We start from the raw sequence: 25,621 nt of genomic DNA on the forward strand, positions 1-25,621 counted from the left end.
GCGCCAGCGGGCCGTAACCCAGATGCGTCAAACCGATCACGAGTTCGTCCCTGCGGGAGGCGAGGCCCACTGGCCCGCCCATGTACTGGAGGGCGCGCCTGCTCTGATCACCTACATCGATCAACACCGGCGCTTCCGCTTCGCCAACACCACTCACCGCGCCTGGCTCGACATCGACCCGGCGTGGATGATCGGACGAACCGTCGACGAGGTACTCGGCGACTCGAACCTGCAGCGCGCCGGCAACTGCCTGGAGCAGGCACTCGCCGGGGAGCCTGCCGTGTACGAGGGCGAGCTGCTCGCCGGTTCGGCACGCTGTTATGTGCATGGCAATTTCCAGCCCGATCTGGACGAAGACGGCCACGTACGCGGCGTCTTCACGGTGTTCATCGACATCACCGCAAGGCATGCGCTGGAACTGCAGCTGCGTGAAAGCGAGCAACGCTTCTTCGGCGCTTTTCAGCATGCCCCCATCGGCATGGCCCTGGTCACCACCGAAGGCCACATGCTGCGGGTCAACGCCGCGCTGTGCGACATGCTCGGCTATAGCGAGCAGGAGCTGCTTACGCGTGCCCTGCCCGACCTGACTCACGTCGACGACCTGCCCGCTTCGCGCGAACTCTCGCGTGCGCTGCGCGAAGGCCGGCGCGAAACCTATCAGCTAGAGAAGCGCTACATCCATCGCGACGGCCACGTCGTGTACGTGCTGCTCAGCGTATCGCTGGTGCGCTCGGCAAATAATGGCGAGCCCTATCACGCCGTTGCGCAGATCCTCGATATCAGCCAACGCAAGTCCTATGAGGAAGCGTTGTTCCGCGAGCGCGAACTGGCCGAGGTGACGCTGCGCTCCATCGGCGACGCCGTCATCACCACCGACCTGCGGCACCAAGTGACGTCGCTCAACCCCATCGCCGAGGCGATGACGGGCTGGAGCCAGGCTGAGGCGGTGGGTCGCCCGATGAGCGAAGTGTTCCGCCTGATCGACAGCCGCACCCGCGAACCCCTGCACAGTCCGTTGCTGGATGCGATTTCGCGCGATGCCATCGTCGAACTGAAAGGCAACGCGGTGCTGCTCCACCGCAACGGCTTCGAAACACCCATCGAAGATTCGGCGGCCTCCATCCACGATCACGCCGGCAGCGTCATCGGCGGCGTGCTGGTATTCCACGACGTGAGCGAGACGCGCGCCCTGGCGCTGAAAATGGCGCACCTGGCCCAGCACGACACGCTCACCGGCCTGCCCAATCGCAGCCTGTTGCAGTCGCGCCTGGAGCAGGTACTGGCAGCGGCCGTGCGCCGGCACGACGAAGCCGCACTGCTGCATATCGACATCGATCATTTCAAACAGATCAACGACGCGCTCGGTCACGCTGCGGGCGACGAACTGCTGCGCGGGTTCGCGGCGCATCTGCGCCACCACCTACGCAACGAAGACACCGTCAGCCGCATTGGCGGCGACGAGTTTGTGGTGCTGTTGTCTCACGTGGACGGGCGCTCAGGCGCCAGCCAGCTGTGTGAAAAGCTGATGCGCCTGTGGCAACAATCGCCCGCCAGCAAGATGGGCGAGTTCAATATCACCTTCAGCGTGGGTATCAGCGTCTATCCTGACGATGCGGTCGATGCCGAGGCCATGCTGCGCAACGCCGATGTCGCCATGTACGAAGTAAAGATGAAGGGGCGGGACGATTACCGCTTCTTCACCCCGCAGATGAGCGAACTGCCCGCCGCGCGCCTACGCATCGAGCAAGACCTTCGCCGCGCGCTCAAACGCGGCGAATTGAGGCTGCACTACCAACCCAAGGTGGATGCACGCACCGACGCTATCGTCGGCGCCGAAGCCTTGCTGCGCTGGCAGGTCGATGGCCAGGACGTGTACTTGCCCGACCAGTTCATTCCGGTGGCGGAAGAATGCGGGCTGATCGTACCCCTCGGCGAATGGGTGATACGCGAGGCCTGCCGCCAGGCGGGAGAGTGGTATCGCGCGGGCAAGCCCATCGTGGTGGCGGTGAACGTCGCCGCGCCGCAGTTCCAGCATCCGGGTTTCCACGCCACGCTCAAGCAGGCGCTGGATGACGCGCAACTGCCACCGTCACTGATCGAGCTGGAACTGACCGAGCGCATGGTGATGTCGGCCGGTGATCAGAGCCGCGCCCTTATGCAAGGCATCAAGGATCTGGGCGTGAGTCTGGCACTGGACGACTTCGGCACGGGTTATTGCAGCCTTTCGTACCTCAAGTATTTCCCCATCGATGCGCTGAAGATCGACCGCACCTTCGTGCGCGACATCGCTAGCGATGCGGACAACGCCGCCATTACCGACGCCATCATCACCATGGCGCGCGGGCTGGACATGAATGTGGTGGCCGAAGGCGTGGAAACCACAGCGCAGGCCGAGCACCTGCGCCGTGCCGGGTGTTCACTATTGCAGGGCTTCCTGTTCGGCACGGCCATTCCGCCGGAAGAGTTCAGCCAGCACCTGTTGGTGGCCTGAACAGCATCGGTCGCGTCGGGGCCGGTCAGAACTCCGCTTCGTACATGAAGTAGTGGCACCGCTCCATGCCGAGCCCGGCATAGGTACGCTGCGCACGCTCGTTCTCCGTCTCCACATACAGGCGCAGGCCCACTGCACCGGCTAGCGCGGCGCGTTGCTTGGCCTCTTCGTAGAGCTGGCGGAACACGCCTTCGCGGCGCGCGGATTCCGCCACGTACACGCTCTGGATCCACCAGAAGTCACCGGCGCGCCAGTCGCTCCACTCGTACGTCACCAGCAGGCAACCCACGGGTTCGTTGCCACGCTGCGCCACCAGGTAGAACCCGCGGCGCGGTTCGTCGAACACGGCCGTGACACCGCGCTCAAGTACCGCGGAGTCGAGCGACTTGTATTCGGTTTCCCACGCCATGGCGAGATTCCATCGCGCGATGTGCGCAATATCGTCACGCGTGGCGGTACGAATGGCGATGCTCATGGGGTATCTCTCATGACTTGGATGGCCGACGCACACGCGACGAGCCCAGTTTCCGGGTAAGCGTATTGCGGCCCACGCCCAACGCGGCAGCGGCGTGCTGCCGATGGCCTTCGTTGGCTTCCAGCGCCACCTGCAGCAGCGTCTGGTCCAGCGCTTCACGGGCGCGCGTATGGATATCCACCTCGCCATCCGCCAGCGCCTGGGACACCCACTCGCGCAATGCGTCGGTCCACCCGCCGGCCGTGCTGCCCGCATTGTTCGCACCGAGATCGGCAACGAGGATCTCGGTGCCAGGGGCAATTACGGCCAGGCGACGGCACAGGTTCTCCAGTTCGCGCACGTTGCCGGGAAAGTCCCGCTGCCCGATCGCTTTCAGCGCTGCCTTGGAGAAGCGCTTCGGCGGCAGGCGCAACTCCTGCGCGGCGCTGGCGAGGAAATGCTGCGCGAGCAATGGAATGTCGCTGCGTCGCACGCGCAGCGACGGGAGCTCAATGCGCACCACATCGAGGCGGTGTTTCAGGTCGGCGCGGAACTGACCCGCCGCCACGCGCGCATCCAGATCCTGGTGAGTGGCCGCGATGATCCGCACGTTTCCGCGAATCAGCTCGCGACCGCCCACACGATAGAACTCACCGCCCGCCAGCACGCGCAGCAAGCGCGTCTGCAGCGCCAGCGGCATGTCGCCGATTTCGTCGAGGAACAGCGTGCCGCCTTCAGCCTGCTCGAAGCGCCCGGCGTGACGACGCGTGGCGCCAGTGAACGCACCGGCTTCGTGGCCGAACAGTTCGCTTTCCAATAGTTCATTGGGAATGGCGGCGGTGTTGAGCGCGACGAAAGGCTTTTCGCGCCGCGCACTCTCCTCGTGCAGTGCGCGAGCCACCAGCTCTTTGCCGGTGCCAGTTTCGCCCGTCACGAGCACGTTGAGGTCGCTCGCGGCCACGCGCCCGATGAGGCGGAATACTTCGCGCATCGCCGGGCTTTCGCCGAGCAAGGCATGTGTTGGTGCGGGCGGTTCCACTGGCGCGGCTGCAGCAGAAGGAACGTCGGCCAGCGCGCGTTGCACGGCGGCCACGGCCTGATCGAGATCGAACGGCTTAGCGAGATAGTCCACCGCACCCGCGCGATACGCTGCCGCCGTGGTGGCGACGTCGGTGAAGGCGCTCATAACGATCACCGGCCCCACGCCCTGCGCCTTGAACGCGGCGACCAGCGCGAGCCCGCCTTCACCCGGCATGCGCACGTCGGTCAGCAGCAACGCGGGGGATGATGCGCGCAAGGCTGCGCGTACTTCTTCGGCGTCGCCAAATTCGCGCACCGACAGGCCGGCATCACGCAGTGCCTCGGCTAGCACGAAGCGGACGCCGCGATCGTCGTCGGCGATCCAGATCTCGGAACCAAACTCAGTCGTCATGGGTGCGCCCCATCGGCAAATAGAGGGAGAACGTGGTTTCGCCGGGACGACCGAGATGGCGCAATTCGCCACCATGCTCGCGCGCAATCTCGCGCGCCAAGGCCAGCCCCAGCCCGCTCCCGTCGGCATGACCGGAGACCAGAGGTTCGAACAAGGTGTCGCGTAGTTGCTCAGGCACGCCCGGGCCGTCGTCGATGACATCCACGCGCAGCGCCATGCGCATCACGCGCTCGCCCAAGCGCACAGCGGCTTCTGCCCGTGTGCGGAACGTCAGCGTGCGTGCGCCGGCTTCGATGGCATTGCGCGCCAGGTTGAGCAGCAATTGCAGCAGTCGGTCCGCATCGCCGTAGACGTCCGGCAGGCTCGGGTCGTAGTCGTGGCGCAACATTGGCGGCACCGGCTCGGCCTGCAGCAGCTCGCCCAGGCGTTCGAGTTGCTCGTGGATGTTCACTGGCCCGAGCCGAGCTGCGCCATCGTGGCGCAACAGGCGATTGGCGAGCGCTGCCAGACGATCCGCCTCGGCAATCACCAGCCCCGCAAGGTTGCGCAGTTGGTCGTCATCGACGCGCCGTTGCAGCAACTGCGCCGCGCCGCGCAGGCCGGCGAGCGGGTTCTTCACTTCGTGCGCAAAGCCGCGCAAGGTGGCCGAGAGCGGCGTATCCGATACCGCTGGTGGCGCCAACGCGTGGACTTCCAGCAGTAATTCACCGCTGGCCAGCCGCTGCATCGACACGTCCACCCGCGATGTCGAGCCACGTAGTGACGGCACATCGATACCGCGCAACTGGTGTGGCGACGGCTCCCGTAGCGCGCGTTCCGCCAGCGCCATCCATTCGGGGCGATGCAGCAACACCGCCAGCGACTGGCCCACCGCACTGCGCGGCCCGATATCCAGCAGTTCCGCCAGCGCGGGATTCACCCACAACAGGCGCAGCCGCGCATCCGCCAGCGCCACTCCGGTCGCCAGCGGCTCCGCCCATGTCCGCGCCGTATCGTTCATTGCACCATCATGGGCAATGCGCCGTGATGGTGCAACTTTGGAAGCGAGGGTCCTGGCAGGCAGGGGTTCTAATGTTCCCAAGCCCATAAGTTTGTGCAGGTTGTACAAACTTTGGCGCCTGACTATTGAACAAACTATGCCGTTCGGATTTTCGAAAAAATATCGCGCAAATCAGCAAATTGCTCACTCTGCCTGCCGCAGTTCTTTAGCCAGAAAAGGAGCCGCTAGGACCTTGCAGAGGCCTGGAAATCAGTCGCTTATTAGATGCCAACACGGCCGTGGATGGCAGACAGATCCCGACTCACCAAGATCCATGGGAATCAGGTCTGGAGGGCCGCCATCCAGATAGCGTCGCCGAGGTTACCCGCAGGTTCGTTTGACGCCCGCCCAGTTGGCGCGATTGCGTCGGCAGGCAGGCGTACCCGGTGCTTCGGGCACGTCATCTCCGCGGGCCGAGTAGAAAGGCGCGGCATGCTTCGACCTCATCGTGAGGACTGAGCAAGGATCCACTTCGCGCTCGGTTAGGCCAAATAAGGTGCTGAGATTGCAGACTCGCTACTGTGACCTATGGCTCACGCATGGCGCTGGCGCGAGCGGTAGGTTCTACCACACGGCCATGAAGGGCAGAGCGACCAGGGATCGATCATGAAGAATCAGCTACTGGCTATTTTGCTCGGTGTAGTGCCAACTTCGGGAGTGCTGGCCAACGATGCGCTACTGGATCAGGCCTTGGCAAGACCGGGTCAAGCCAGTAGCGCCATGAGTGGGATCATTGTCAGCACCCACACCATCACAGGCGGCCCTGAGCCCAAGGTTGAACGGGAGACTTACGATCTCCGGGAGTCACCGACTGAAGTGATTGCATCCTACGACGATCTTAGGAGCATGATCGGAGAATGCGCTCAACAAACCTCATCAGAAAATGGGCGTTCGATCTATCAATTTAAGACGATCCGAGCATCCAACGATATTAAGACACCGAAGGGCGTCAAGCTGGATGATAGCGACCAAATAGAGTTCGAAGGGATGGCAGAGGTCATCCGAGACGCGCTGGGGCAACCGTTTGTTAGCCATGTGCACCTACATATGCATCACGCCATGGGATCGATGGTTGGGCGCATCAAGACGTTGAATCTCACCTATGACTTCTCGCCATCACCAGATGGTAGAAGCATGATTGCCACCGACGCGACGGCAGACGCAAACATCCGTTTTCTCTTCTTTCTCCACCGAGCTTTCCGGCTCAAATTGCAATGGAGCCCAACGGACGCTCCAGTGGCCCAAGGCCCGGTCACGAAGTAGCAAACCACCATCGTTGCGCAGCAGAGTGCAGAGGCAGAGGCCACAATGATTTCGAGCAAGACCCAACGTCCGTAGTGAAAACATTCCTACTGACTCCGATCAAGCCAATGTCTCAATTTGTCAGAGGAACGTAACATGCTCGGTCAGCGCGTTCTCATGATTTACTCAGCCGTTCTGACCGTGATTCTGGCGGCATCGTTTCTCACGGGCTTCACAAATGGCTCGGCCAATACGTTCAATGAGATCAACGTGCAGCGCATCAACGTACGCGAAGCAGATGGCACACTTCGCATGGTTATCTCCAACAGCGCGAAGCTACCGGGTGTGATCGTCAAGAGTAAGGAGCAGCCCAAGATTGACCGGCCACAAGCAGGAATGCTCTTCTATAACGATGAGGGTTCAGAGACCGGCGGCCTCATCTTTGGGGGAAGGAAGAACGCTAACGGCGACGTCGTGGACTCTGGAGGTAGCCTGTCGTTCGATCGCTACAACGCAAACCAAGTTGTTCAACTCTTAGGTGTCGACGACAAAGACAACAGCATGGCGGGCATTGCCATTTCTGATAGTCAAGAGCACAGCCAAGGAGAACGTCGGCTGTGGGCCGGTCGAGGCCCTGATGGCTCTGCATTGCTCTCACTGATGGATGCAGCCGGTAAGAAACGTATTCAGATTAGCGTTTCTGCTGACGGCCTGGCCGAGATCGCGTTCCTAGATGACAAAGGACAGACCGTCAGGACGATCCACGGTGAGACTACCAAATCTGCACCCGGCTCTCGCCCGATCGCACCATCGGGTCATTAGGCCTGCACTGAAATGCTTCCGCAAACGCGGGTGAGTTCGATGAAGCGCCGATGGCACGAAGAGAGGTCGGGGCGTGGCGATCGCCATTGAGCAGAATTTCCGCGCTCTTCGCGCGCGTACTGTTTCGCCAGATTCGAGCATAGCCCAAGAAGAATCTTTGATTTTGCGTATAGCCGTCAATCTTCGCATGAGCCTCCTTGGGGTTGTTCTGGAGGGCAATCTGCAATGCGTCGTATGCCACGTTGAGGCCTCCTAAATCAGCAATATTTTCGCCAAGTGTGAGCTGCCCATTGACGTGGAGATTTGGCTTCTCCTTGATCGGCGAAAAGCCATCGAACAGTGCGACAAACTTAGCTGCTCGGGCATTGAACTGAGCTTCGTCCTGCGTTGCCCACCAGTTATTGCGCCTTCCGTTTCCATCAATCAAACGCCCCTTGTCATCAAAGCCATGGGTGGCCTCGTGGCCAATTAGCGTACCGGCGCCGCCATAGTTAATAGCGTCATCACCGTCAGTGTAAAAGAACGGTGGCTGAAGAATTGCCGCAGGAAGGTTGATAGTGTTTGTACTTCGCGAGTAGTACGCGTTAACCCGCTGGGGTGGCATATTCCATTCCCCACGATCGACCGGCTTTCCAATGTGGCTGATCTCGTAGGCGTGATTGAACTTCACGGCCGCCATGACGTCGTCGTAGTAGGCACCGGGCCTGATCTCAAGTCCGTCCCAATCTCGCCAGTGGTCCGGATAACCCACGTTAGCGACCAGCAATTTCCATTTCTCGAGCGCCTTGATTTTTGTCGCCTCGGTCATCCAGTTGGCTGTTTCGATGCGATGCCTCAACGCCTCGAGAATGTTATGCGCGAGCATCTCCGCGCGCTTCTTGGCTTCGGGTGAAAATTCCCTGGCAACATAAAGTTGCCCCAGAGCCTCCCCCATAGACTGGTTTACGACACCCAATACCCGCTGCCAACGCTCCCCTTGAGCCGGCTGACCAGACAGTACCTTGCCGTAGAACTGGAAGTAATTATCTTCATACGGAGCACTCAAGTAAGGTGAGGCATCGTCAATCAGGTGGAAGCGCAAGTACGCCTGCCAATGACTTACCGGGGCGTCGACTAGCAGTCGATCGAATTCAGCAAAAAAGCGCGGCTGAGAGAGAGAGAAGGTATCGACGCTCAGCCCCTGCTCGCTGAAGAACCTGTCCCAGCTGAAATGAGGGGTAACTTTCTTCGCATCGCTGACCGAAATGAGGTTGTAGCTATTGCCAGGCGTTCGCAACTCTGCCGGTAACAACGATGCCTTAGCCAACTGAGTTTCCAATGCCAAAACGTCGGAAGCCTGAGCACCCGCCTCTCCATCTGCAATTCCTGCCAATTTGAATGTGTCTTTGACATAAGCGGTGAAGGCTTTTCGAAGATCAGCGTGGTCTTCATCTGTATAGAACTGGACTGGTAAGCTCAGGCCCGCCTGGCTTGCAACGCCAACTTGCTCCATTCCGTCCCGTCCATCGGTACCCACGCCAAAGCGGAAGACCTGCTGCTGACCACGCGCGAACCCGACCGCAATGTAGTCGGCAATATCCGTACGATTCTTCAATGTATCGATAATCATCAGAGCGGACTTGATTGGCTCGCTACCAGCCTTGTTGATGGAATCCTGATCCATTCCAGCCCGATACAGCCGACCGATCTTCTGCTCGATCGATCCCGCCCTAGCTTCGTCCGCCCGTGCTGCGGCTTCAACCACAATATTCCGCTGATCTCTGAGATTCTTTTCGAGCAGCGTATCGAAAGCTCCCCAACTCGTGTGATCGTCGGGGATTGGATTCTCTGCGATCCACTTGGAGTTCACAAAAGCATCGAGGTTTTGGCATGCACTCGTATTTTCAGCCAGATCGTGCACATCGAAGTTGCGCTCCGTCCTCGTGGAAGCTGGGGACTGTGCATTGACATTGCTCACAATGCCGATGACCCCAGAAATTACGAAAGAGATGAAGATGCCGCGAGCGTAGCTAGCCATCATTTATTCCTTTAAAAATTTGGAGTAGCTCACGGCAGGTAGCCAGACGCCTGCATTGAAAAGAGCTTGGCGTATCGGCCACCACTGGCAATCAATTGCTCATGACTTCCCTGCTCCTGCACGCCACCGTCCGCCAGCACCAAGATGCGGTCAGCCATGCGCACACTGGATAGACGATGCGAAATAAGGAGTGTTGTTTTGCGCTGTGTAAGCTCCCCAAACCGTCTAAACACCTCGTGCTCGGCTTCCGCATCCAGGCTTGCACTTGGCTCGTCAAGAATCAGTATCTGCGCATCACGCATGTAGGCTCGTGCCAATGCAATCTTCTGCCATTGCCCCGTGGATAGGTCGAGCCCGCCGTCAAATCGCCGTCCAAGCATCTGATCGTAGCCGTGGGGCAGCTTCTCTATCACGTCAGCGGCCAAACTTTTTTCAGCCGAAAGGCGAATCCTCGTCGCATCATCCATTGCGTCCAACCAACCGATCCCAATATTTTCTCCCGCCAGAAAGTCGTAGCGAACGAAATCCTGAAAAACAACACCAATCGCGCGATGGAGACTCTCTTGGGTGTATTCCCGAATGTCTACGCCATCCAGCAGTATCTGACCAGATGTGGGCTCATATAGCCTCGACATCAGCTTCACCAACGTCGTCTTTCCCGCCCCGTTCTCCCCAACCAGCGCGAGGCATTCGCCCGCATTGAGACGAAAACTTACATCGCGAAGCACGGGTCTCGCCGAGCCAGCATAAGCAAAGCTGACGTTTCGGAACTCAAATCCGCTCCGAAGGACGCGAGGAAAATCCACCGGCACGGCAGGCGAAGTGATTGTCGGCTTTACCGCAAGAAAGTCGAAGAGATCTTTCACGTGTAACGCGTGTTCTGCAATAAGACTGAGGCTCGAAAATATGCTCTCGATGACCCCTCGCATCCGCATGAACGCTCCAGCGACGAACACCATCTCGCCCACTGTCAATGTGTGCTCAAGTGTTCGCTTCAGAATAAGGACGTAGGCGAGGTAATAGCCGACTATAGGTACCAATCCAAGGGCGGCCCCTACCGATGTCCGTCGCACGGAAAGATTACGATTATCGGCGTAAAACCGATCAAATAGATTGCGCGCACGCGCCAACAGGTAAGCACCAAGACCAAATAGTTTGACTTCCTTGGCACTCTTGTCATTGGTCGACAGGAATCGAAGATAGTCGAGTTCACGTCGCTCTGGCGTCTGACTATGCAGGAGTGAGTACGATAGCATTGCAAATCGCGTCTCTCCCCAGAACGATGGAAGGATCGCAGTTGGAAGCAGGACCAAGAAAATTGGAGAGTATGCAATTGTCGCGACAGCAAGGGAAACCAACGTAATGACCTGCTGCGTCATGCCACCCAGAACTACAAGCAAGCGCGTTCGCGTCGCAGTCTGCTGTTGCGCACGATCCATCTTGTCGTAAAAGACCGAATCCTCGAAACGAGATAGGTCCATTGCCTGCGCATGCTCCATAATGCGCAAGCTTGTTTGATTGTTGAACTTATCGGCCAACAAACTATCGCAAAGGGTTGTGAATCTCGAAAGGAGATCGGTACCCACAACGCTGGCCGCCTCGAGTCCCAGGTAAAACCAGATGCGGTGACCATCTACGGTAGGTGAGGCAACAGCATGCACGACTTGATCAATGATTAGCTTCCCGATCCAGAGTTGCAGAATCGGCATCGCAGACGAGGCTAGACGGAGTACCAAAGTCGCGACCGTGAGTGCATGACTTGTTTCCCACACCATCGTCAACAGTGGCATGACGTGGCGGAGACTGTGCAAGCGCTCCCGCCACGTCAAAGGCTTTTTGATTGCCCCACGGTTTGAACTCATGACTGTTCCGTGACCCGGTAACGTTTGTGGTACATAGCTGACGCGCTAACTATGTCCGAACTCGATTTAGCTGCGACGAAGGACGGGCATTGGATCCAGCCTTGCGGCGCGAATAGCCGGTAACAATGCGGCAACGAAGGCTGCAGCGAGAAGGCACGCCACCATGGTCATAAATGAAATCGGATCGACCGCACTCACGCCGAACAGGTAGTTTTGCAGCAACTGCGTGAGTGCAAAGGACGAAACGATACCAAGCGCTAAACCTGCTGCGATGAGCCGAAATGAGTGACCAAGTATGAGCCCCAATATGGAGCCGGTTGTTGCGCCAATCGTTTTCCGAATTGCGATCTCTTTCGTCCGTGCTGTGACACTCTCGTCCATGACCCCGTAGATGCCGATCATTCCGAGAACCGTCGCCAAAAGTGAAAAGGTGCCCAGTAGTACAAGCTGGAAACGTCGCGCAGCCAATGAAGCGGACAGAATCGCCGTCACCGTGCGCGGCGTCCCAACAGCAAAGCCTGGGGCGGCTGTACGGAGTGCACCGATGGCTGCCTCTGCTTGCGAGGGGCTCCAACTCGGGGTATGAAGCACGGCCTGTACCGGGAACCAGGTACTGAATAGAGTCAGCACATCGTACTGGGCTTGGGCGAGAGGAATCATCACCGCTGCTGGAGGATTTTTATCCAACTGGGAGCGAACATCACCCATCACGCCGACAACTTCGCGAGCGGGCTCGCCAGAGCCAACTTGAATGGTGTGGCCAAGTGCATTTCCGTCGGGGAACAGGCGGTGTGCAAGTGTCTCGTTGATGATGGCCACTGGCACCTTGCCCGCGTCATCTGCTGCGCTAAAGGCCCTGCCCTGCCGCAGAGGAATCCCAAGTACGTCGAGCACAGAGGGCGTTACCATGCTGAAGGCCGCGTTGACCTTACCTGTCGAGTTCGTGGATTTCACGTTCATGTTTCCGCCCCGCTCAAACGGAAGGCCGGCCGCTACGATTGCTGCATTATTGGCGGCGCCAATAGCACGTAGGCGCTCAAGGGCAGCGATGTAGGTTTGTTTCGCCTCCACTACATTGGGGGCGTTCCAGAAGACCGGGATGGCGACGGCGCTTTCCTTGCGAATACCTGGATCCTGTCGCGCAATATTGCGAAACGTCTGCGCCAAGAGCGCTGACCCAATCAAAAGGACCAGGGACAGAGCGATCTGCACGACAACGAGGGTGCGCCGAACGCGCATTGGACGTGCCCCCCCGGCCCCCTGAGTCTCTTGAAGGACACCCAGTACTTCCGTGCGCATCACCCGATAGGCCGGGGCCAAACCAAAAACTACAGCAGCTATAGCTCCCACAACCGAGGAGAAGGCCAGTGCCCAACCGTCAAGATGAATGTCGCGCATCCGCGGGAGTTCAGCAGGGCTAAGCACCAGGAGAAACTTGAGACAGGCGATCGAGACTAAGATGCCTGCGACGGTTCCTAATAAGGCAAGGAACAAGCTTTCGGCTAAGAACTGGCGAATGAGTTGCGTCGGGCTTGCGCCTAGAGCCATTCGAACCGCCACCTCGTGGTGGCGCCCTTCGGCTCGGCTCAGAAGCAGGCCGACAACATTTGCACAAGCGATCAGAAGAACGAAGCCGGCGGCGCCGAAGAGTACCAGCAGCATCGTACGCACGTTGTCGCCCAACCAAGACCGATAGGACACCAACTGCAAAGCGGTTTCCGGTGGCATGTCGTTGGGGAAGCGGCCTTGGAAGGCCGACGTAACACCAGGCATCCGATTTTGGGCCTGGGCGAGACTCAGTCCAGATTCCGTACGTCCTAGCAGCCCGATGTTTTGGCCCGCGCCAACGGTGCTTGAAACCAGAGAAAGCGGCAACCAAACCTCGTTGTCAGCGTGAGAGAACGGGCCCGATACTCGCTCGAAATCGGCGGGCAGCACCCCGATGACGGTGTACGGCACTCCGTCGAGTTGCAGGGTGCGACCAAGCACGTTCGGGTCGCCACCCGTCATTCTCTGCCACAAACGGTAGCCGATGAGAGCGACGTGAGCGCCGCTTCCCCGATCCTCCTCGGCCTGGAGCCCACGTCCGAGTACAGGATGGATATCGAGAACCTGGAGGTAGTCGTGCGAGATATACATACCACTCACGTGCTCCGGAAAACTCCCGAAGTTGGCATTGAAACTCGCTGGGCTATAGGCACCCAGTGCCCGAACCGGCAGCGCCTGACCGCGAAGGAAAGAAAGCTCATCGGCCGTGACCGTCAACTCATCCAAGCTGCCGTGCGACTTCACACAGAACTGTACGATTTGCTCCGGCTGTGTATAGGGCAATGGACGGAGTAGGAGCCCGTACGCAATGGTAAAGATTGCCGTATTCGCACCGATACCGAGCGCGAGCGTCAGGGCGGCCGCCACCGTAAAAATGGGATGCTTGCGAAGCATTCGCCAGCTAAAGCGAAGATCGAACAGCCAGGCGCTAATTCTGGTAACGCCTGATCCACGACCATCACGAAACGACGAATTCGCCATTACAGGCATTCCTTAAGAGGTTGAATGCTCATTGCGTGATCTCATGAATGCGCTCACGCACAATATCCGCGACTGCGCGACGGTCGAAGCGTCGAAGATCTTCGGAAGCGCAACGTACTTTGTTCTTTACACCGGCATCGCCGTGCGACGAGTACAGGTGAAGAAGAAGCTCGGCGAGGTGCTCTGAATCTGGTTGAGCCCAACGCATGCCTGGCTCAACTGCGATGCCAGGCGCCGGTATGTTGGCGACTTCGCCGTCTGTGTATCGGACCGGAAACGCATTTTCAGCGGTCATATATTCGCAGTTGCCCGAATAGTTCGTCGCAATTACCGGCTTCCCAAAGAGCATGGCATCGGAAATTGCCAAACCCCATCCCTCGGCGTGATGCGCGGATACGTAAACCGTGCTCAGTTCGTAGAGAGCTGATACATAGTCAAATGGCATCTGTAGTGGAAGGAAGATAACCTGATGGTGCTGATTCCACCGAGGAACGTCGTACCAGTTTGATTTGACAATCAACCTGGCGTTTGGCATCGATGCGCTCACCCGAGTAAAGGTTCGCACGAGCTCCGGAATGTTCTTTCGCGGTTCATCCAACGGACCCACCGCGAGGAAATATACGAGATCCGGAGAAAACCCAATCATGCGTGCAACGCCTGCGCGTGCCTCCTCAGAGATGGTCATGTCGCGCTCAACGACGTACGGCATCACCACAACGTTCGAGTGATACCGTTCCAACGCCTTGCGGCAGAACTCTGAGGGTGTCCAGACTTCCTGCACACGTTCCAGGTTACGCTGCCACTGGCTAGGAACATCCTCCGCGTGTGGCACGCAGCATGATATTACGTAGCGATCTTTGAGCGCCGGGTGCAATGCGTAAACCGTTTCATAGTTCCTTGGAGGGTGATGGACAATCACGATATCTGCGGTGTCCTGCGAGCCGGTGACGTCGTGATCGGCCCCAAGGATGTCTATGTATGCCGAAGCGATACGAGACTGGCTAGCGCGTCGTGTCAAGGAATAGCTGATCTTAAGTCGGCTCATGAATGACTCAATCTACAGAAGTTGTGATGTCCGACGGCGCAAGGGGCGCCGTAGCGTGGGAGTCCATTTCGAGCAAACCATGCTTGAGTAAGCGAGCGATATGCCGCTCCACCTGGGCCGGCTGCAAGAGGCCCTCAGTCGCGTGACAAACGGACTTAACAATCGCACCGACCGTTCCCCCCGTCGGTCGTTCACGACACTGCTGCAAGATGTAACGGAACACGTCCACCCGGAAATATCTTGTGTCCGCTAACGCCCTAACGAGTTCGTCGCCAAAGGCATCTGAACCCATTGTCACAACATCTGTGGGACGAATGAATCTCGTGGGGTACTCGGCGAAGAATTTCGGAAACGACGCGGTTGGAAATGGATCCTTGCGCGCGCTTGATCTGGAGGCGCGTGCGAACTGCTCATACCAAAGTTCATCGTACTTACCCATGATCACCGACCAGTCGAATGTCTGGCGCGCAAAGCGCAACGCTGCTTCCCCCATACGGGCGGCGTCGTCAGGAGCGCTAAGCATCGACTCCAGCGCCTCCTTAAGGACGCGAAGGTCAACGATTGTGCTCAGCTCCCAAAGCTTCTCCTGTGGCGCGCCTGCATAAAGTGTGATCACGCGGTGCGACGGATCATCTGAAAGATAGGTTGGAACTAGTCGCCCCGTGTAGCCCTCCCTAATCCACTCTCTGTGACCAGCCCAATCGCTTGCGATAATAGGAAGGCCGCTGGCCATTGCCTCAGCGATCGTGAGTGAGAATCCCGCGTGCATTGAGTCGTTCAGCGCCAGAAATATGTTTGCGGCGCGGAGAAGTAGGCGCTTCTCCGTCATAGTTACATCCGGTAATACGGTGAACCGATCGCCATACCCGAGCTCCGTCGCGAGATCTCGTAACGTATCGGCCATCCGGTGGCTAGTGTCGTCGCCCGCCATTACAAAGCGCGCCTGGTACCTCTCGACCACTGGGGCAATGGTGCGCAAAAAAGGCAGCATCTCGCCCTTATCGGCAGGAGACAGCCGCCCGAACCAGAGCAAGATCGGACCGTTTTCCGGCAGATCGAGCGCGCGACGTGCTTCCTCGCGAGACAGTTTCGCCATCCCGTCGATGTCTACGCCCATCGGAATAACCGGCAGTTGCATCGGCAATTTGTCGGTAGCGCGCAACGAAATGGGGACCGCCTCAAATGTTGCCTCAATAACACTGCGCGCGGCATTGCTTGGGCACACAAGTGCATCCTGCTGGCCTAGCGTACTCATCAGGCGATTAGTAAACAGGTACCGAATTCGAGGGATGGGCTGCGGCGAATGAAGAATCGCCGTGATCGGCCAATCAGGGCGACCCGCTTCGGCACGCATCCATGCGTACTGCAGCATTTCCGGGCCCATAGAAAGCATTAACAGCCTCTCCCAAGCGCATAGCGCTTGGATGTCTGACGCCGCTGTCGCTCTGATCTTTTCCTTTACATCCGGAAACCATTCAGGCATTGAGCCGCGGGATTCAAGCAGAGCTTCTCGCGGAATAACAATCGGGCCATGCTCACTAAAGGAGAAGAGCGCGCGAGAGAATCCTTCAAGAAAGACATCAAAACCCTGGATGGAGATGCCTTTGTGCTGCGACTTCTGCGCTTCCCGATCTCGGAGCTCGCCGTCAAGGAGGATCGCGCCAGAATAGCCCTTCATTGAAACTTCTCCTGCGACGTTGCTTGGGTCATGCGATCTTCAGATCCGGCACTGACGCGCCGACCTGCTGACCATCGCGAAGGCGAATAATGCGGTCGCCGAGCTCCGTGAAGCGCTCATCATGCGAGACCATGCAAATCGTAGAACCATTACCGTGCAATCGTTGCAACAACTCCATCACTGCGTGACCATGGGTGGAATCCAGATTTCCAGTCGGCTCGTCCGCCAAAAAAATAGCTGGGCGCGAAACTAGCGCGCGGGCAACGGCGACTCGCTGCTGCTGGCCACCCGAGAGCTGACTCGGATAGTGATTGGCGCGGTGTGCCATACCAACAGCCTCCAGCACCTCGTTCACCCTCGTATGACGTTCCGCTGCGGTAACCCTCGCATACTGGAGCGGAAGTTCCACGTTCTCCTTGACGGTCATCTCCGCGATCAGATTGAAGCTCTGAAAGACAAAGCCGATCTGGCTGCCGCGAACACGGGTACGCTCGGCCGGCGAGAGACCGGTCATAGTTCGACCATTGAGCGTGTAGCTACCTTTGGTCGGCGTGTCCAGCAAACCAAGAATGGAAAGCAGCGTCGACTTTCCGCAACCAGATGGCCCCGCGATGCAGACGAACTCGCCTTGGTGAATATTGAACGATATGTCGGAAAGCGCATGCGTCTCCACCTCATCCGTGAGGAAAACTTTAGACACATGTTCGACCTGGATCAGTGGCGATGTCATCGATGTTCCTGCAGAGAAAGTTGAATCAGCGCAGACGGACACGACTGGCGGTACTCCAGGCGCTGGTGTCACTCAAAATAACCTTCTGCCCAGGCGCCAACCCGTCGAGGACTTCGAGGCGGGTTTCGGAACCGCGCCCATAACGCACCGGCACACGCACCGCCTCGCGGCCGTCTCCGGTAATCTTGAATAGGTTTGCAACGGAGTTGGCTTGTGCCAAGTTGGGCCTGTCAACGAAGACCGCGTCCGGAATTCGCTGCACTAGCACAGTACCTTCGACCGATAGATCAGGACGTGCGCCGTGCGGAAGTTCGTCTGTAATGGCAACGTCGACAGTCATCGTGCCGTTTCGGATACTAGGGTCGGTACGAATGACGCGGCCAAGTACCTTTCCATTGTACGTGTCGATAACTGCCGTAAGACCGACCCTGACGTCCTTCGCCAGAATTTGGTCCACTTTCAATACGGCCTTTAGCGGCGTCGGCTTTGCGACGATGGCCAGTGTGCTACCCACCTCGCAGCGTCCACCCACCTGAATCGGAAGTTGCTGAAGAATTCCGTCCATGCCTGCACGCACCTTCAGTGCGGCGAGCTGCGCCTTCTTCAGCTCGTACATTGATCGCGCTTGTTCCAACTTGGCCTTTGGCGGCGCGGTGGTGTTGCCATCCCCCTCAAAAAATCGCAGCCGGGATCTAGCGGCTGCCAACTGCGCGTCGGCTTGATCTAAAGCCACCCGGAAACGCAGCAAATCAACGCTGTTATCTCCGTACAGACCTCTCTCTTTCAGAAGCAGATAGGCATCGAGTTTGGCTTTTGCCTCTTGTCTGGCACCCAAGGCTGTCTCGACAGCGGTCCTTTGATCGAGGCGCTGCAGTTGATAGTCCGCCTCGGCACTGCGCATTTGCCAAAGCGCATTCTGCGTCTCTTGCTCAAGCTCGGGACTATCGAGTTCAGCAATCAGGGTGTCGGGATGCACCACCGCTCCAGGATACGCATGAATTTGAGCCACGACACAGGAGCTCTGGGCGGTGATGATCCGACTATCAACCGGCTCGAGGGTGCCGTTTGCTTTGATCTCAATGCTAAGCACGCCACGCTCCACTGTACCCACAAGTAATGCATCGCGATCAATTGAAAGTAGCGCGGAAGGCAGCCGGGCAAGATAAACAATGACGGCTAGAACAACTATGGCCAACACGGCAATCAATAACTTCTTTTTTTTGGAGCGCTGCTTGGTGCGTGGGATGTCCATAAGCCTTCTTTGGAATTTCTGAGTTGCGTGCTCAGGTGCGGGGAAGCACGGGACGCTTGAACGAGGCCATGTAGGCAGCGTGCATATCCTTGAAGGCAATCTCCAGGCCGGACGATGTTTCACGAACTTCAGTTGGGATCTTGTTCTCCGAGCGACGATGGTCGTGCGGCGCGCCCCAGTAAGACCGCGACTGATACCATTCGGCGCCCCGTGATGACCAATAGTTCACTGCATAGGCGCGGGTTAAACCCGGCGTGTTGCACTGACAAGTTCCGTGAACAAGGTCAGAGCGAAACACCACCGTATCCCCTTTCCTCAGCAACAACGGTTCTAGTGGAATTGACTTGACAGCATCCCAGAATTTGTGTTGCTTAACATAGGCCCACAGTGGCCGAGTTGCTTCGTAGAAATCGGGTGCCGTAGTCTCGTGCATCTGTGATCGCAGCAAGGCGATCAGCTCAGGTCTTTCTCGCCAAACATCTTCTTCAAGCAACATGGAGACGCTGTTATGGCTACCAGGCAGAACGTACATCGGACCCGCATCAGGATGTACATCCTCAAGCGCATGCCAGACGCGCAGCTCAGTGCCGGGAACAGAGACACGTAGGTCCAGGCTATCGTTGTGTGGAGGCGTATTGCGATGAAAGAGGCCGGTTTCAGGTTGTCGCAGAACGGCGTCTTCTCCGAAGTACTGTTCCAGGAAACGACGCAGCATTGGTGAGAAGAAGAACTCGCGAGCAACTGGATGTTTCTCGTGGAAGGCGTAGCGCGCTTGTTTGATCTCGCTTTGCCGGTCCTCGGGTAGAGCCTTGAGGTCCTCACCTACGGAGATGCCTTCCCGCTCGTTGATAGCACGGTAGGAAGCGACGTGCTCGTCTATAAGGTTATGCGACTGAAGCCCTTTCCAGACAAAGAAGCCGTTAACATTGAGCTGAGACGAGAACGCTTCCAGATCAAGCATTGATAGCCCCTCAAGCTGCCGTGGTCAGCGTATTGAATGGCACCTCTCCTTCCCGGACCTCGAAAAGTTCGTCGATAAAGAACTCCGGTGCTGCTCGACTGTGAAGTCGCTTGAGGAATAGGCCAATTCCGGCACTGCCCGTGAGGTAGTCGCAACTGATCTTCCACAACTCATCACCAGGAAAGGCAACTCCCTCTTCGCCGCGCTGCAACTGGAACAACAGAACGCCCCGCGCAACGCGATGCGCGCCTTGCAGACACTCGGCTTCATCGATTCCATGGTTAGCCATGTCGACAAGGAAATCTCCGAGTCCAGCAAGACCAAAAGCTTTCTGTGGGAAGATTGCGTAACGGCGGATGGTCGCGTTCTTGATGCCTCGAAGTGCGGTCAGGTATCGCTCGTCACCGGTAAGTCGGTGGTACCGCAACAGCACGGCGCCGATGCCAGCGCTACCAAATTCGTGGTAAGGCACGACTGTTCGCTCAGCGCCAATGCGATTTGGGAACAGCAAACCACCATCCATTGGGATGGCCGTGGCGAGATCGAACTCAAGAGCTTCACGCCCCGCTTCGATGTACTTTTCCTCGCCTGTTGCGAGATAAAGGTAGAGGAGGAAGAGGGCAACGCCACTGGCACCACGCGCCAACCCGAAGAGTATTCCATCGGGCCCGATCCATGCGCGTCCAACATCCACCCCCGGTCGTAAGCGCGCCTCAAGCAAGCGATCACCACACGCTACAGCATGCTCAAGGTCTTCCGCCCGACCCGTTTCAAGGTAGAAGCGGAGTGAAGTCAGACCTTGGCCCGCCATGCCATAGGAGAGATCGAAGGTCGGCGCGATGGGGTGGCTGCGGCTCGCCGCCAGAATCGTCTGCGCGGATTCATTATGTCCGAGCTCCAGTAGCGTCCAGGCGATCCCCGACATACCCACCAACAGACCTGGTGGGTAGTGGTCGGGTGCCACGGGATGACGCAGCAACCAATCGCGAACGAAGGTGGGCACCTCTCCCGTAAGAGTCTTCAAAGCCAGCGCAACTCCGCAGGCGCCGTAACCGACGCTAAGTGGGTTGGTCACGAAAACCATCGGATCCGAAGGAAAGAGCCGATCACCGCGATCTGGCGTGGCATGATGCAAAGCGTATTGCACGATACCGTCCACACATTCTTTGACTTCTTCCTCGCTCACGTAGTCCACTGAGTCGAATACGGGCTCCCGGACTGGCGATGGGTTTTCGAGCAACTCCGCTACGTCGTGTGCAAGCGGCCTACGCGCGGGATCTTTGTCCATAAGCCTCAGCATGAGGGACACGAGACTCTCCGGAAGGCCGTACTCCTTTCCAATCAGCGGAATAAATCGCTCATGGATCGTATCGTCCAAGCCAAGCGCGGCGTGAATGGGCATCAAGTAGGCGAACATGAGAGCGCCTACTGAGAAGAGATCATTGGAGTAGTCCGGCGTATCGCTTTCAAAGATATCGGCGGACGCAAATCCCGGCGTGAACAAATTGCTCTGCCGATCAACACCAACCTCGGTAGCTGCTTCAAAATCAACCAATCGCGTTCGCCCATCCTTGAGGATTAGGACGTTGGTTGGTGACAGGTCGCGGAAAACGACGCCATTCTCGGCGAGGCGGCGGACCACCTCATTCAGACCGAGGAACACTGGTTTGAACGCAGCATAGAACTCGCTGAAATGCTCTTTTGTCGGCCGCACAGTACGCGTTACGTTGTGAAGGACCGCATGATGACGCAACGTCATTCCGTCCAAGAACTCCTCAACGAGGAACGAGTGCTCCCATTCCTCGAAGAAATCGATGGGCCGTGGGCCAATCTCCGCGTGCGCGAGCTTCTGGAGCAATCGATATTCTTTACGTAGCAAATTGATCGATTCGGTACCCGCGACATCCACGTTAGTCTTCGGGCGCGCCTCCTTGATCACAACCCGATCGCCAGTATCCCTGTCGCGGGCAAGGTAAATACCTCCCGTGTTCGTATGACGCAAGGCGGACTCGATCGTGTAACGACCGTCTTTCAGCGTGATCTCACTATCGCTTCGCATCTCGGAATTTGCGAAGGCTGGCTCTTCGACCCAAGCAGGTACGTGATAAGACGCTTGGCGCTGGTCCGGAACCTTTTCGCCTGATGGCGACAACAAATAAGAATAGCGATCACCTTTGATTCGCAATTCAGACAGTCCAGAAATACCGCCATACCGATAGAACACACATCTGCTGTTCTTATATCGCTGGTCAGACAGGATATAGGGACCTTCAAGATGTTGAGTTGCCTGGTGCAATTCTTCTATGAGCTCGTAAAAGTGCTCCGTACTGCGGGGATAGATGGTCATGAACTTGCCTGAGCCGCCACGCGCCCACTGCTTGCTCGTCAAAAGAAAGAGGATATTCGGGTCAGCCGCAAACTTGAACGAGCAACCGTGCCTCATTAGTACGGTCAACGTGGCATTTAGCGTATCAGACACGTTATGCGTCACTGCGGACACATGGATCTTCCATCCTTGGTCAAGTGAAGTGTGGCTCGGTGAAATGCAGTGGTACCAAATGCTATTGCGGACAATCCGCCACTCTTCCGGCAGGACCGATCTCACTCCACGGAAGTAAGCGCTGTCGTCGACGCTCAGATAGTCCAGAGACTCATAGAATTCCGGGTGACTCAGGGTATAGCCGAATTTTGGAATAGTGGGCATGAACGTCTCGGTTCTCGGTGTCCCTCAAAAGAGGAACAGAAGACGTCATCATGGCCCTGAGCAAGAGCGGCCATGATGACGATATTGCAGTCACCGGCGCTTAGTCAGGATCAAGAAGAAGCATCCCTCCTCCGGTGAAACGACTTTCTCAATGATGAGAACGCCGTTACTGAGCGCAGGGGGACTGCTGATTCGACGGCACGAACACCGATGAACTATTACAGCCCGAGGAACTGCAGGTCGACCAGCACAGCTCGTCATCAAGCGGATCAGTCTGGGACTCAACGTTCTGCAGAGCGAGGATCTTATTCATATAACCTCCAAACGATTGGGAAATGGTTTGTAGCGTTAATGGAAAGGGGACAATCACGCATCCCGAGGTGAACTTCCAGAGTGAGTTGTGAGGCAACGTGTCTACATCCCTGTAGTTATAGTTTTCTAAAGTCTCAACTTGTCGCCGGTTAGAAAATTCGAAAGACCCTGTCGGCGCCTGACTTTGAAGCGCATTTTGCAGGTGACCACACCAAGATCTGTCTCAAGGCATCGGCACGAAGATCGAAATCATCGGCGCGCGCGCACTGCCCTAGCGATCCACAAACTGACGTTCTCAATTCAGTGGGATGCCCCGAAGTGAGATCTACAATCTTCTACATCGAGGGCGATCAGTGTTTGGCAGTCGAGCTCAATCCACATGGCGAGAATTGGTTCGTCATCTATCATGCTCGGGGGGCCTGCGCGGTGGACATGGAGACCCATTCCACGAAGTATTCTTTCGATGCCAAGAGCTGTGAAGGTAATGAGGCGCTGTGCGCCGTTTTCTATAGCAACCCTGGCGACACGCGCCAGAAGCCCATGAAACCTACGCCTGGCTTCACCTCGGGTTACTTGCTCGTCGGATTTAATCGACTTCGTTGCGAATCGAGATAGTTCCCAGACATCAGAGGAACGCGGAGCTAAAGCACCACAGAGCAATTCTGGAAATACGTCAGCGAGCAGGTATGGCTTTGTCGTAGGTAGGAGACGCGCGCATCCGCAAATTGCTCCGTTTTCGTCACTCGCAACAACGTAAAGCGTGTCCGGGCGGTCGAACTGGTCGCGCTCTATGCCATTTTTGGCGTCAGGTAATTTCCAACCTAAGCCCTTGACGAAGATTTCGTAGCGATACGCTGCAAGCGCCGCATCTGTCTCTGTCTCCGATAGAGAGTCCATACCGACTAATGTCTTGAACATTGCCTTCACCCTCCCTGGTGAAAGCAGTTCAATGAATTTGCGATAAAAGATGCAGCTGGAAACTCTTACAGGTATACGGCAGCAGGGTTGCGTGATAGCCCATGAGCTGACCTACGTAGAAATTCGTTGCCCATGATATTTGTTAACTTGAAAGGTTCTTGCAAGAGAACATCGTTCGGGGTCTGATGTTCGAGCGCCAAGTCGACGCATATCTGCTTCGGACACACCAACTCCACCTCAACGCCGTTCAGGGGCCGCTACTTCGGCACCTCCATACCGGTGTATTCGCTCTTCCAAGCGGGACGCATCGGATCACCAAAGCTGCTCTACTCAAGAGCGGTACGCCGCTGAACATAGAGTTCCCCCCCTTAGATGGGAGAGCTCTACTTCTACTTGGATCGAAGCAGCGAGTACGCTTCTAACTGGCCTTAGATGCTATGTTTTTGAGTTGAGGTGCTCGTCGCTACCAAGCTTGGCTGGATATCCAATCGGAAAGAACATCGCTTGTTGGCTTGACCCCAAGGTCATAACCCGACGCATCAACAAGCATGATGTTGCTGCTTACTCCGCCAGGTGCGAGCCATTTGTTGCAGTCCTTAATGCAAAACCACGCCCATCCAATGCTCACCTGTGCATCACCATGCAAGGCCAGTTTTTCACAGAAACCCGCGATCGAGGCCGCAATGCCTTCAGCGTTAAGTTGAGAACACAGAGTTGGATCTTCAAAAGCCATTAGATCCTTGAATTTCAAGAGTTGCAGGTCTTGAAAGGTCAGACGCTGGTAGCCATCCTGATGGGGGAATGCTTCAATGGGTCCCGAGTTCGAAACGAGATACATCGCTAGATCCCTGTATTTAGCGGTATCCACCGTAGCAAGCTCTCGTTAACAGTGAAAGCTGTCAAAGTTTGCATAAGAAAGTTCTTTTATGCATTGGGGGGGTACGTGACAAGCTGGCGCGAGAATTATTTAGATCGCCTCAACCGATCTGCTGCCTCTGTAGAAGATATTGTTGGGGAATTGAGCTCCATCGTGAGCGAACTTGGTTTTGAATACTGCTCATATGTATTGCAGACGCCATTCGAGTCCGGCAAGCCAAACACTACTTGGTCGAGTACATACCCTAGACCATGGCTAGAGCACTACTTCGCCAATAACTACCTTTCAATCGATACTCTTATTCGTCGCGTCGTAGCAGCCCCTTCTCCCATTGTTTGGTCCGACGATGTCTTTCAGACAGAACGGTCATTCTGGGAAGCTGCCCGCTCCCATCAAATACGGCACGGCTGGGGATTAGCAACTCACGGCAAGTACGGCACCCGAGCCGTTCTCTCGCTCGCCAGATCATCAGAGAAAGTGACCGAACGGGAATTAGAAAGCACGGAAGGCAAGTTGGTTTGGTTGGCTCACAGCGCACTTGGACTGCTCAATGCAACCAACACTGCACGATTCGGCTCGCATGCTCATGTCGAGCTCACGCCGCGTGAGCGCGAAGTCTTGCGCTGGACTTCTGCCGGCAAAACAACTCAGGAAATCGGCATCATCCTTGGCATTTCTGAGCGAGCAGTCACATTTCATGTTTCAAATTGTCTAGTCAAACTCAATGTGGCCAATAAAACCCAGGCTGTAAGTACTGCCACACTGCTTGACCTTCTCTTTTGAGCGGGATTCCATTTAGTCAACGATGTACGGACAACGAAACGCGGGATCAAATGCCTGGCGGTCGTCGATGACTTCAGCCTTGGACACCTCGCTATCGTTCGCCAGAACGCGCTTGATCGCATCCTCTTGCTTTAGCTGAGAACGGAGCGTTTCAGTGGCCGGCGGAGCCCCCTCTCCCTGGAGCTCGCATGCTTTCGACGTCCCCCCGCTTTCAGTAGCGGGACGAATTAGAGCCCAGTGTCACTTTAGCTGCTTCGCATAGTCGGCGGGCGTGAGCCCGCCCAAAGCCTTCTTGGGTCGTTCTTCGTTGTATTCCCGGCGCCAGGTTTCGATCTCGGTGCGTGCGTGAAGCAGGCTGGGAAACCAGTGCTCGTTGAGGCATTCATCGCGCAAGCGCCCGTTGAACGATTCGATGTAAGCGTTCTGGTTGGGCTTGCCAGGCTCGATCAACCGCAGTTGCACGCCGCGCTCAT

The 25,621-nt window shown here is 57.1% G+C and carries 19 protein-coding genes; 4 read left to right on the top strand and 15 right to left on the bottom strand.

Annotated features, from left to right (window positions below):
* Nucleotides 1–22: 22 nt before the first annotated feature.
* On the top strand, nt 23–2,491 hold the full coding sequence (locus DyAD56_RS10760) for a GGDEF and EAL domain-containing protein (protein WP_102302768.1): 2,469 nt from the start codon (nt 23–25) through the stop codon (nt 2,489–2,491).
* Between the two features lie 25 nt (nt 2,492–2,516).
* Here DyAD56_RS10760 and DyAD56_RS10765 read toward each other — a convergent pair whose 3' ends face one another.
* Genes DyAD56_RS10765 through DyAD56_RS10775 form a run of 3 tightly spaced genes read right to left on the bottom strand, consistent with a single transcriptional unit; the run spans nt 2,517 to nt 5,377 of the window.
* The gene (locus tag DyAD56_RS10765; protein WP_102302769.1) at nt 2,517–2,966 is read right to left on the bottom strand and encodes a GNAT family N-acetyltransferase; all 450 of its coding nucleotides are present in this window, start codon (nt 2,964–2,966) and stop codon (nt 2,517–2,519) included.
* A 10-nt stretch (nt 2,967–2,976) separates the two neighbouring features.
* Nucleotides 2,977–4,377 (bottom strand): nitrogen regulation protein NR(I), encoded by a 1,401-nt coding sequence (gene ntrC, locus DyAD56_RS10770; RefSeq protein WP_102302770.1) that lies wholly within the window; start codon nt 4,375–4,377, stop codon nt 2,977–2,979.
* Nucleotides 4,367–5,377 carry an ATP-binding protein gene (locus tag DyAD56_RS10775; RefSeq protein ID WP_102302771.1) on the bottom strand — a complete coding sequence of 337 codons (1,011 nt, stop codon included), beginning with the start codon at nt 5,375–5,377 and terminating at the stop codon, nt 4,367–4,369. Before DyAD56_RS10775 ends, ntrC begins: the two co-directional genes overlap by 11 nt.
* A 645-nt stretch (nt 5,378–6,022) precedes the next feature.
* On the opposite strand from DyAD56_RS10775, the gene DyAD56_RS10780 reads away from it, so the two are divergent.
* The gene (locus tag DyAD56_RS10780) at nt 6,023–6,679 is read left to right on the top strand and encodes a hypothetical protein (RefSeq protein WP_102302772.1); all 657 of its coding nucleotides are present in this window, start codon (nt 6,023–6,025) and stop codon (nt 6,677–6,679) included.
* Nucleotides 6,680–6,814: 135 nt separating this feature from the next.
* Entirely contained in the window at nt 6,815–7,480 is a 666-nt protein-coding gene (locus DyAD56_RS10785) for a hypothetical protein (protein WP_102302773.1), read from the top strand.
* On the opposite strand, the gene DyAD56_RS10790 is transcribed toward DyAD56_RS10785, so the two are convergent.
* From DyAD56_RS10790 to DyAD56_RS10840, 11 genes are all read right to left on the bottom strand, one after another.
* Nucleotides 7,431–9,497, bottom strand: a complete 2,067-nt coding sequence (locus DyAD56_RS10790) for a M13 family metallopeptidase (protein ID WP_102302774.1) — start codon at nt 9,495–9,497, stop codon at nt 7,431–7,433. The genes DyAD56_RS10785 and DyAD56_RS10790 overlap by 50 nt on opposite strands.
* A 29-nt stretch (nt 9,498–9,526) precedes the next feature.
* The gene (locus tag DyAD56_RS10795) at nt 9,527–11,359 is read right to left on the bottom strand and encodes an ABC transporter ATP-binding protein (protein ID WP_102302775.1); all 1,833 of its coding nucleotides are present in this window, start codon (nt 11,357–11,359) and stop codon (nt 9,527–9,529) included.
* Between the two features lie 66 nt (nt 11,360–11,425).
* Nucleotides 11,426–13,888 (bottom strand): ABC transporter permease, encoded by a 2,463-nt coding sequence (locus tag DyAD56_RS10800; RefSeq protein WP_158241311.1) that lies wholly within the window; start codon nt 13,886–13,888, stop codon nt 11,426–11,428.
* Between the two features lie 28 nt (nt 13,889–13,916).
* Complete coding sequence (locus DyAD56_RS10805) at nt 13,917–14,933, bottom strand: glycosyltransferase (protein WP_102302777.1); 1,017 nt, start codon at nt 14,931–14,933, stop codon at nt 13,917–13,919.
* Nucleotides 14,934–14,940: 7 nt separating this feature from the next.
* The gene (locus tag DyAD56_RS10810; RefSeq protein ID WP_102302778.1) at nt 14,941–16,611 is read right to left on the bottom strand and encodes a glycosyltransferase family 4 protein; all 1,671 of its coding nucleotides are present in this window, start codon (nt 16,609–16,611) and stop codon (nt 14,941–14,943) included.
* A gap of 28 nt (nt 16,612–16,639) precedes the next feature.
* Nucleotides 16,640–17,341, bottom strand: coding sequence for an ABC transporter ATP-binding protein (locus DyAD56_RS10815; RefSeq protein WP_102302779.1), 702 nt, complete (start codon nt 17,339–17,341; stop codon nt 16,640–16,642).
* Between the two features lie 25 nt (nt 17,342–17,366).
* Nucleotides 17,367–18,593 carry an HlyD family efflux transporter periplasmic adaptor subunit gene (locus tag DyAD56_RS10820; protein WP_102302780.1) on the bottom strand — a complete coding sequence of 409 codons (1,227 nt, stop codon included), beginning with the start codon at nt 18,591–18,593 and terminating at the stop codon, nt 17,367–17,369.
* A 31-nt stretch (nt 18,594–18,624) separates the two neighbouring features.
* On the bottom strand, nt 18,625–19,554 hold the full coding sequence (locus tag DyAD56_RS10825) for a phytanoyl-CoA dioxygenase family protein (protein ID WP_102302781.1): 930 nt from the start codon (nt 19,552–19,554) through the stop codon (nt 18,625–18,627).
* 10 nt (nt 19,555–19,564) lie between these two features.
* A complete protein-coding gene (lanKC, locus tag DyAD56_RS10830) occupies nt 19,565–22,258 on the bottom strand; it encodes a class III lanthionine synthetase LanKC (protein WP_102302782.1) in 2,694 nt (897 codons plus the stop codon).
* A 612-nt stretch (nt 22,259–22,870) separates the two neighbouring features.
* Nucleotides 22,871–23,488, bottom strand: coding sequence for an acyl-homoserine-lactone synthase (locus DyAD56_RS10835; protein ID WP_102302783.1), 618 nt, complete (start codon nt 23,486–23,488; stop codon nt 22,871–22,873).
* Between the two features lie 463 nt (nt 23,489–23,951).
* Nucleotides 23,952–24,356 carry a DUF4902 domain-containing protein gene (locus tag DyAD56_RS10840; protein ID WP_233202377.1) on the bottom strand — a complete coding sequence of 135 codons (405 nt, stop codon included), beginning with the start codon at nt 24,354–24,356 and terminating at the stop codon, nt 23,952–23,954.
* Between the two features lie 75 nt (nt 24,357–24,431).
* On the opposite strand from DyAD56_RS10840, the gene DyAD56_RS10845 reads away from it, so the two are divergent.
* On the top strand, nt 24,432–25,148 hold the full coding sequence (locus tag DyAD56_RS10845) for an autoinducer binding domain-containing protein (RefSeq protein WP_146010481.1): 717 nt from the start codon (nt 24,432–24,434) through the stop codon (nt 25,146–25,148).
* A 240-nt stretch (nt 25,149–25,388) separates the two neighbouring features.
* On the opposite strand, the gene DyAD56_RS10850 is transcribed toward DyAD56_RS10845, so the two are convergent.
* On the bottom strand, nt 25,389–25,621 hold a 233-nt coding region (locus DyAD56_RS10850; RefSeq protein WP_146010482.1), incomplete at its 5' end, for an integrase core domain-containing protein.

Source organism: Dyella sp. AD56 (genome assembly GCF_002878475.1).
Taxonomy (GTDB): domain Bacteria; phylum Pseudomonadota; class Gammaproteobacteria; order Xanthomonadales; family Rhodanobacteraceae; genus Dyella.

Coding starts and splice junctions, on each gene's coding strand:
- DyAD56_RS10815 (WP_102302779.1), bottom strand. CDS start 17,341: ATGACATCGCCACTGATCCAGGTCGAACATGTGTCTAAAGTTTTCCTC.
- lanKC (WP_102302782.1), bottom strand. CDS start 22,258: ATGCCCACTATTCCAAAATTCGGCTATACCCTGAGTCACCCGGAATTC.
- DyAD56_RS10795 (WP_102302775.1), bottom strand. CDS start 11,359: ATGAGTTCAAACCGTGGGGCAATCAAAAAGCCTTTGACGTGGCGGGAG.
- DyAD56_RS10825 (WP_102302781.1), bottom strand. CDS start 19,554: ATGCTTGATCTGGAAGCGTTCTCGTCTCAGCTCAATGTTAACGGCTTC.
- DyAD56_RS10775 (WP_102302771.1), bottom strand. CDS start 5,377: ATGAACGATACGGCGCGGACATGGGCGGAGCCGCTGGCGACCGGAGTG.
- DyAD56_RS10835 (WP_102302783.1), bottom strand. CDS start 23,488: ATGTTCAAGACATTAGTCGGTATGGACTCTCTATCGGAGACAGAGACA.
- DyAD56_RS10785 (WP_102302773.1), top strand. CDS start 6,815: ATGCTCGGTCAGCGCGTTCTCATGATTTACTCAGCCGTTCTGACCGTG.
- ntrC (WP_102302770.1), bottom strand. CDS start 4,377: ATGACGACTGAGTTTGGTTCCGAGATCTGGATCGCCGACGACGATCGC.
- DyAD56_RS10805 (WP_102302777.1), bottom strand. CDS start 14,933: ATGAGCCGACTTAAGATCAGCTATTCCTTGACACGACGCGCTAGCCAG.
- DyAD56_RS10800 (WP_158241311.1), bottom strand. CDS start 13,888: ATGGCGAATTCGTCGTTTCGTGATGGTCGTGGATCAGGCGTTACCAGA.
- DyAD56_RS10760 (WP_102302768.1), top strand. CDS start 23: ATGCGTCAAACCGATCACGAGTTCGTCCCTGCGGGAGGCGAGGCCCAC.
- DyAD56_RS10820 (WP_102302780.1), bottom strand. CDS start 18,593: ATGGACATCCCACGCACCAAGCAGCGCTCCAAAAAAAAGAAGTTATTG.
- DyAD56_RS10790 (WP_102302774.1), bottom strand. CDS start 9,497: ATGGCTAGCTACGCTCGCGGCATCTTCATCTCTTTCGTAATTTCTGGG.
- DyAD56_RS10765 (WP_102302769.1), bottom strand. CDS start 2,966: ATGAGCATCGCCATTCGTACCGCCACGCGTGACGATATTGCGCACATC.
- DyAD56_RS10810 (WP_102302778.1), bottom strand. CDS start 16,611: ATGAAGGGCTATTCTGGCGCGATCCTCCTTGACGGCGAGCTCCGAGAT.
- DyAD56_RS10780 (WP_102302772.1), top strand. CDS start 6,023: ATGAAGAATCAGCTACTGGCTATTTTGCTCGGTGTAGTGCCAACTTCG.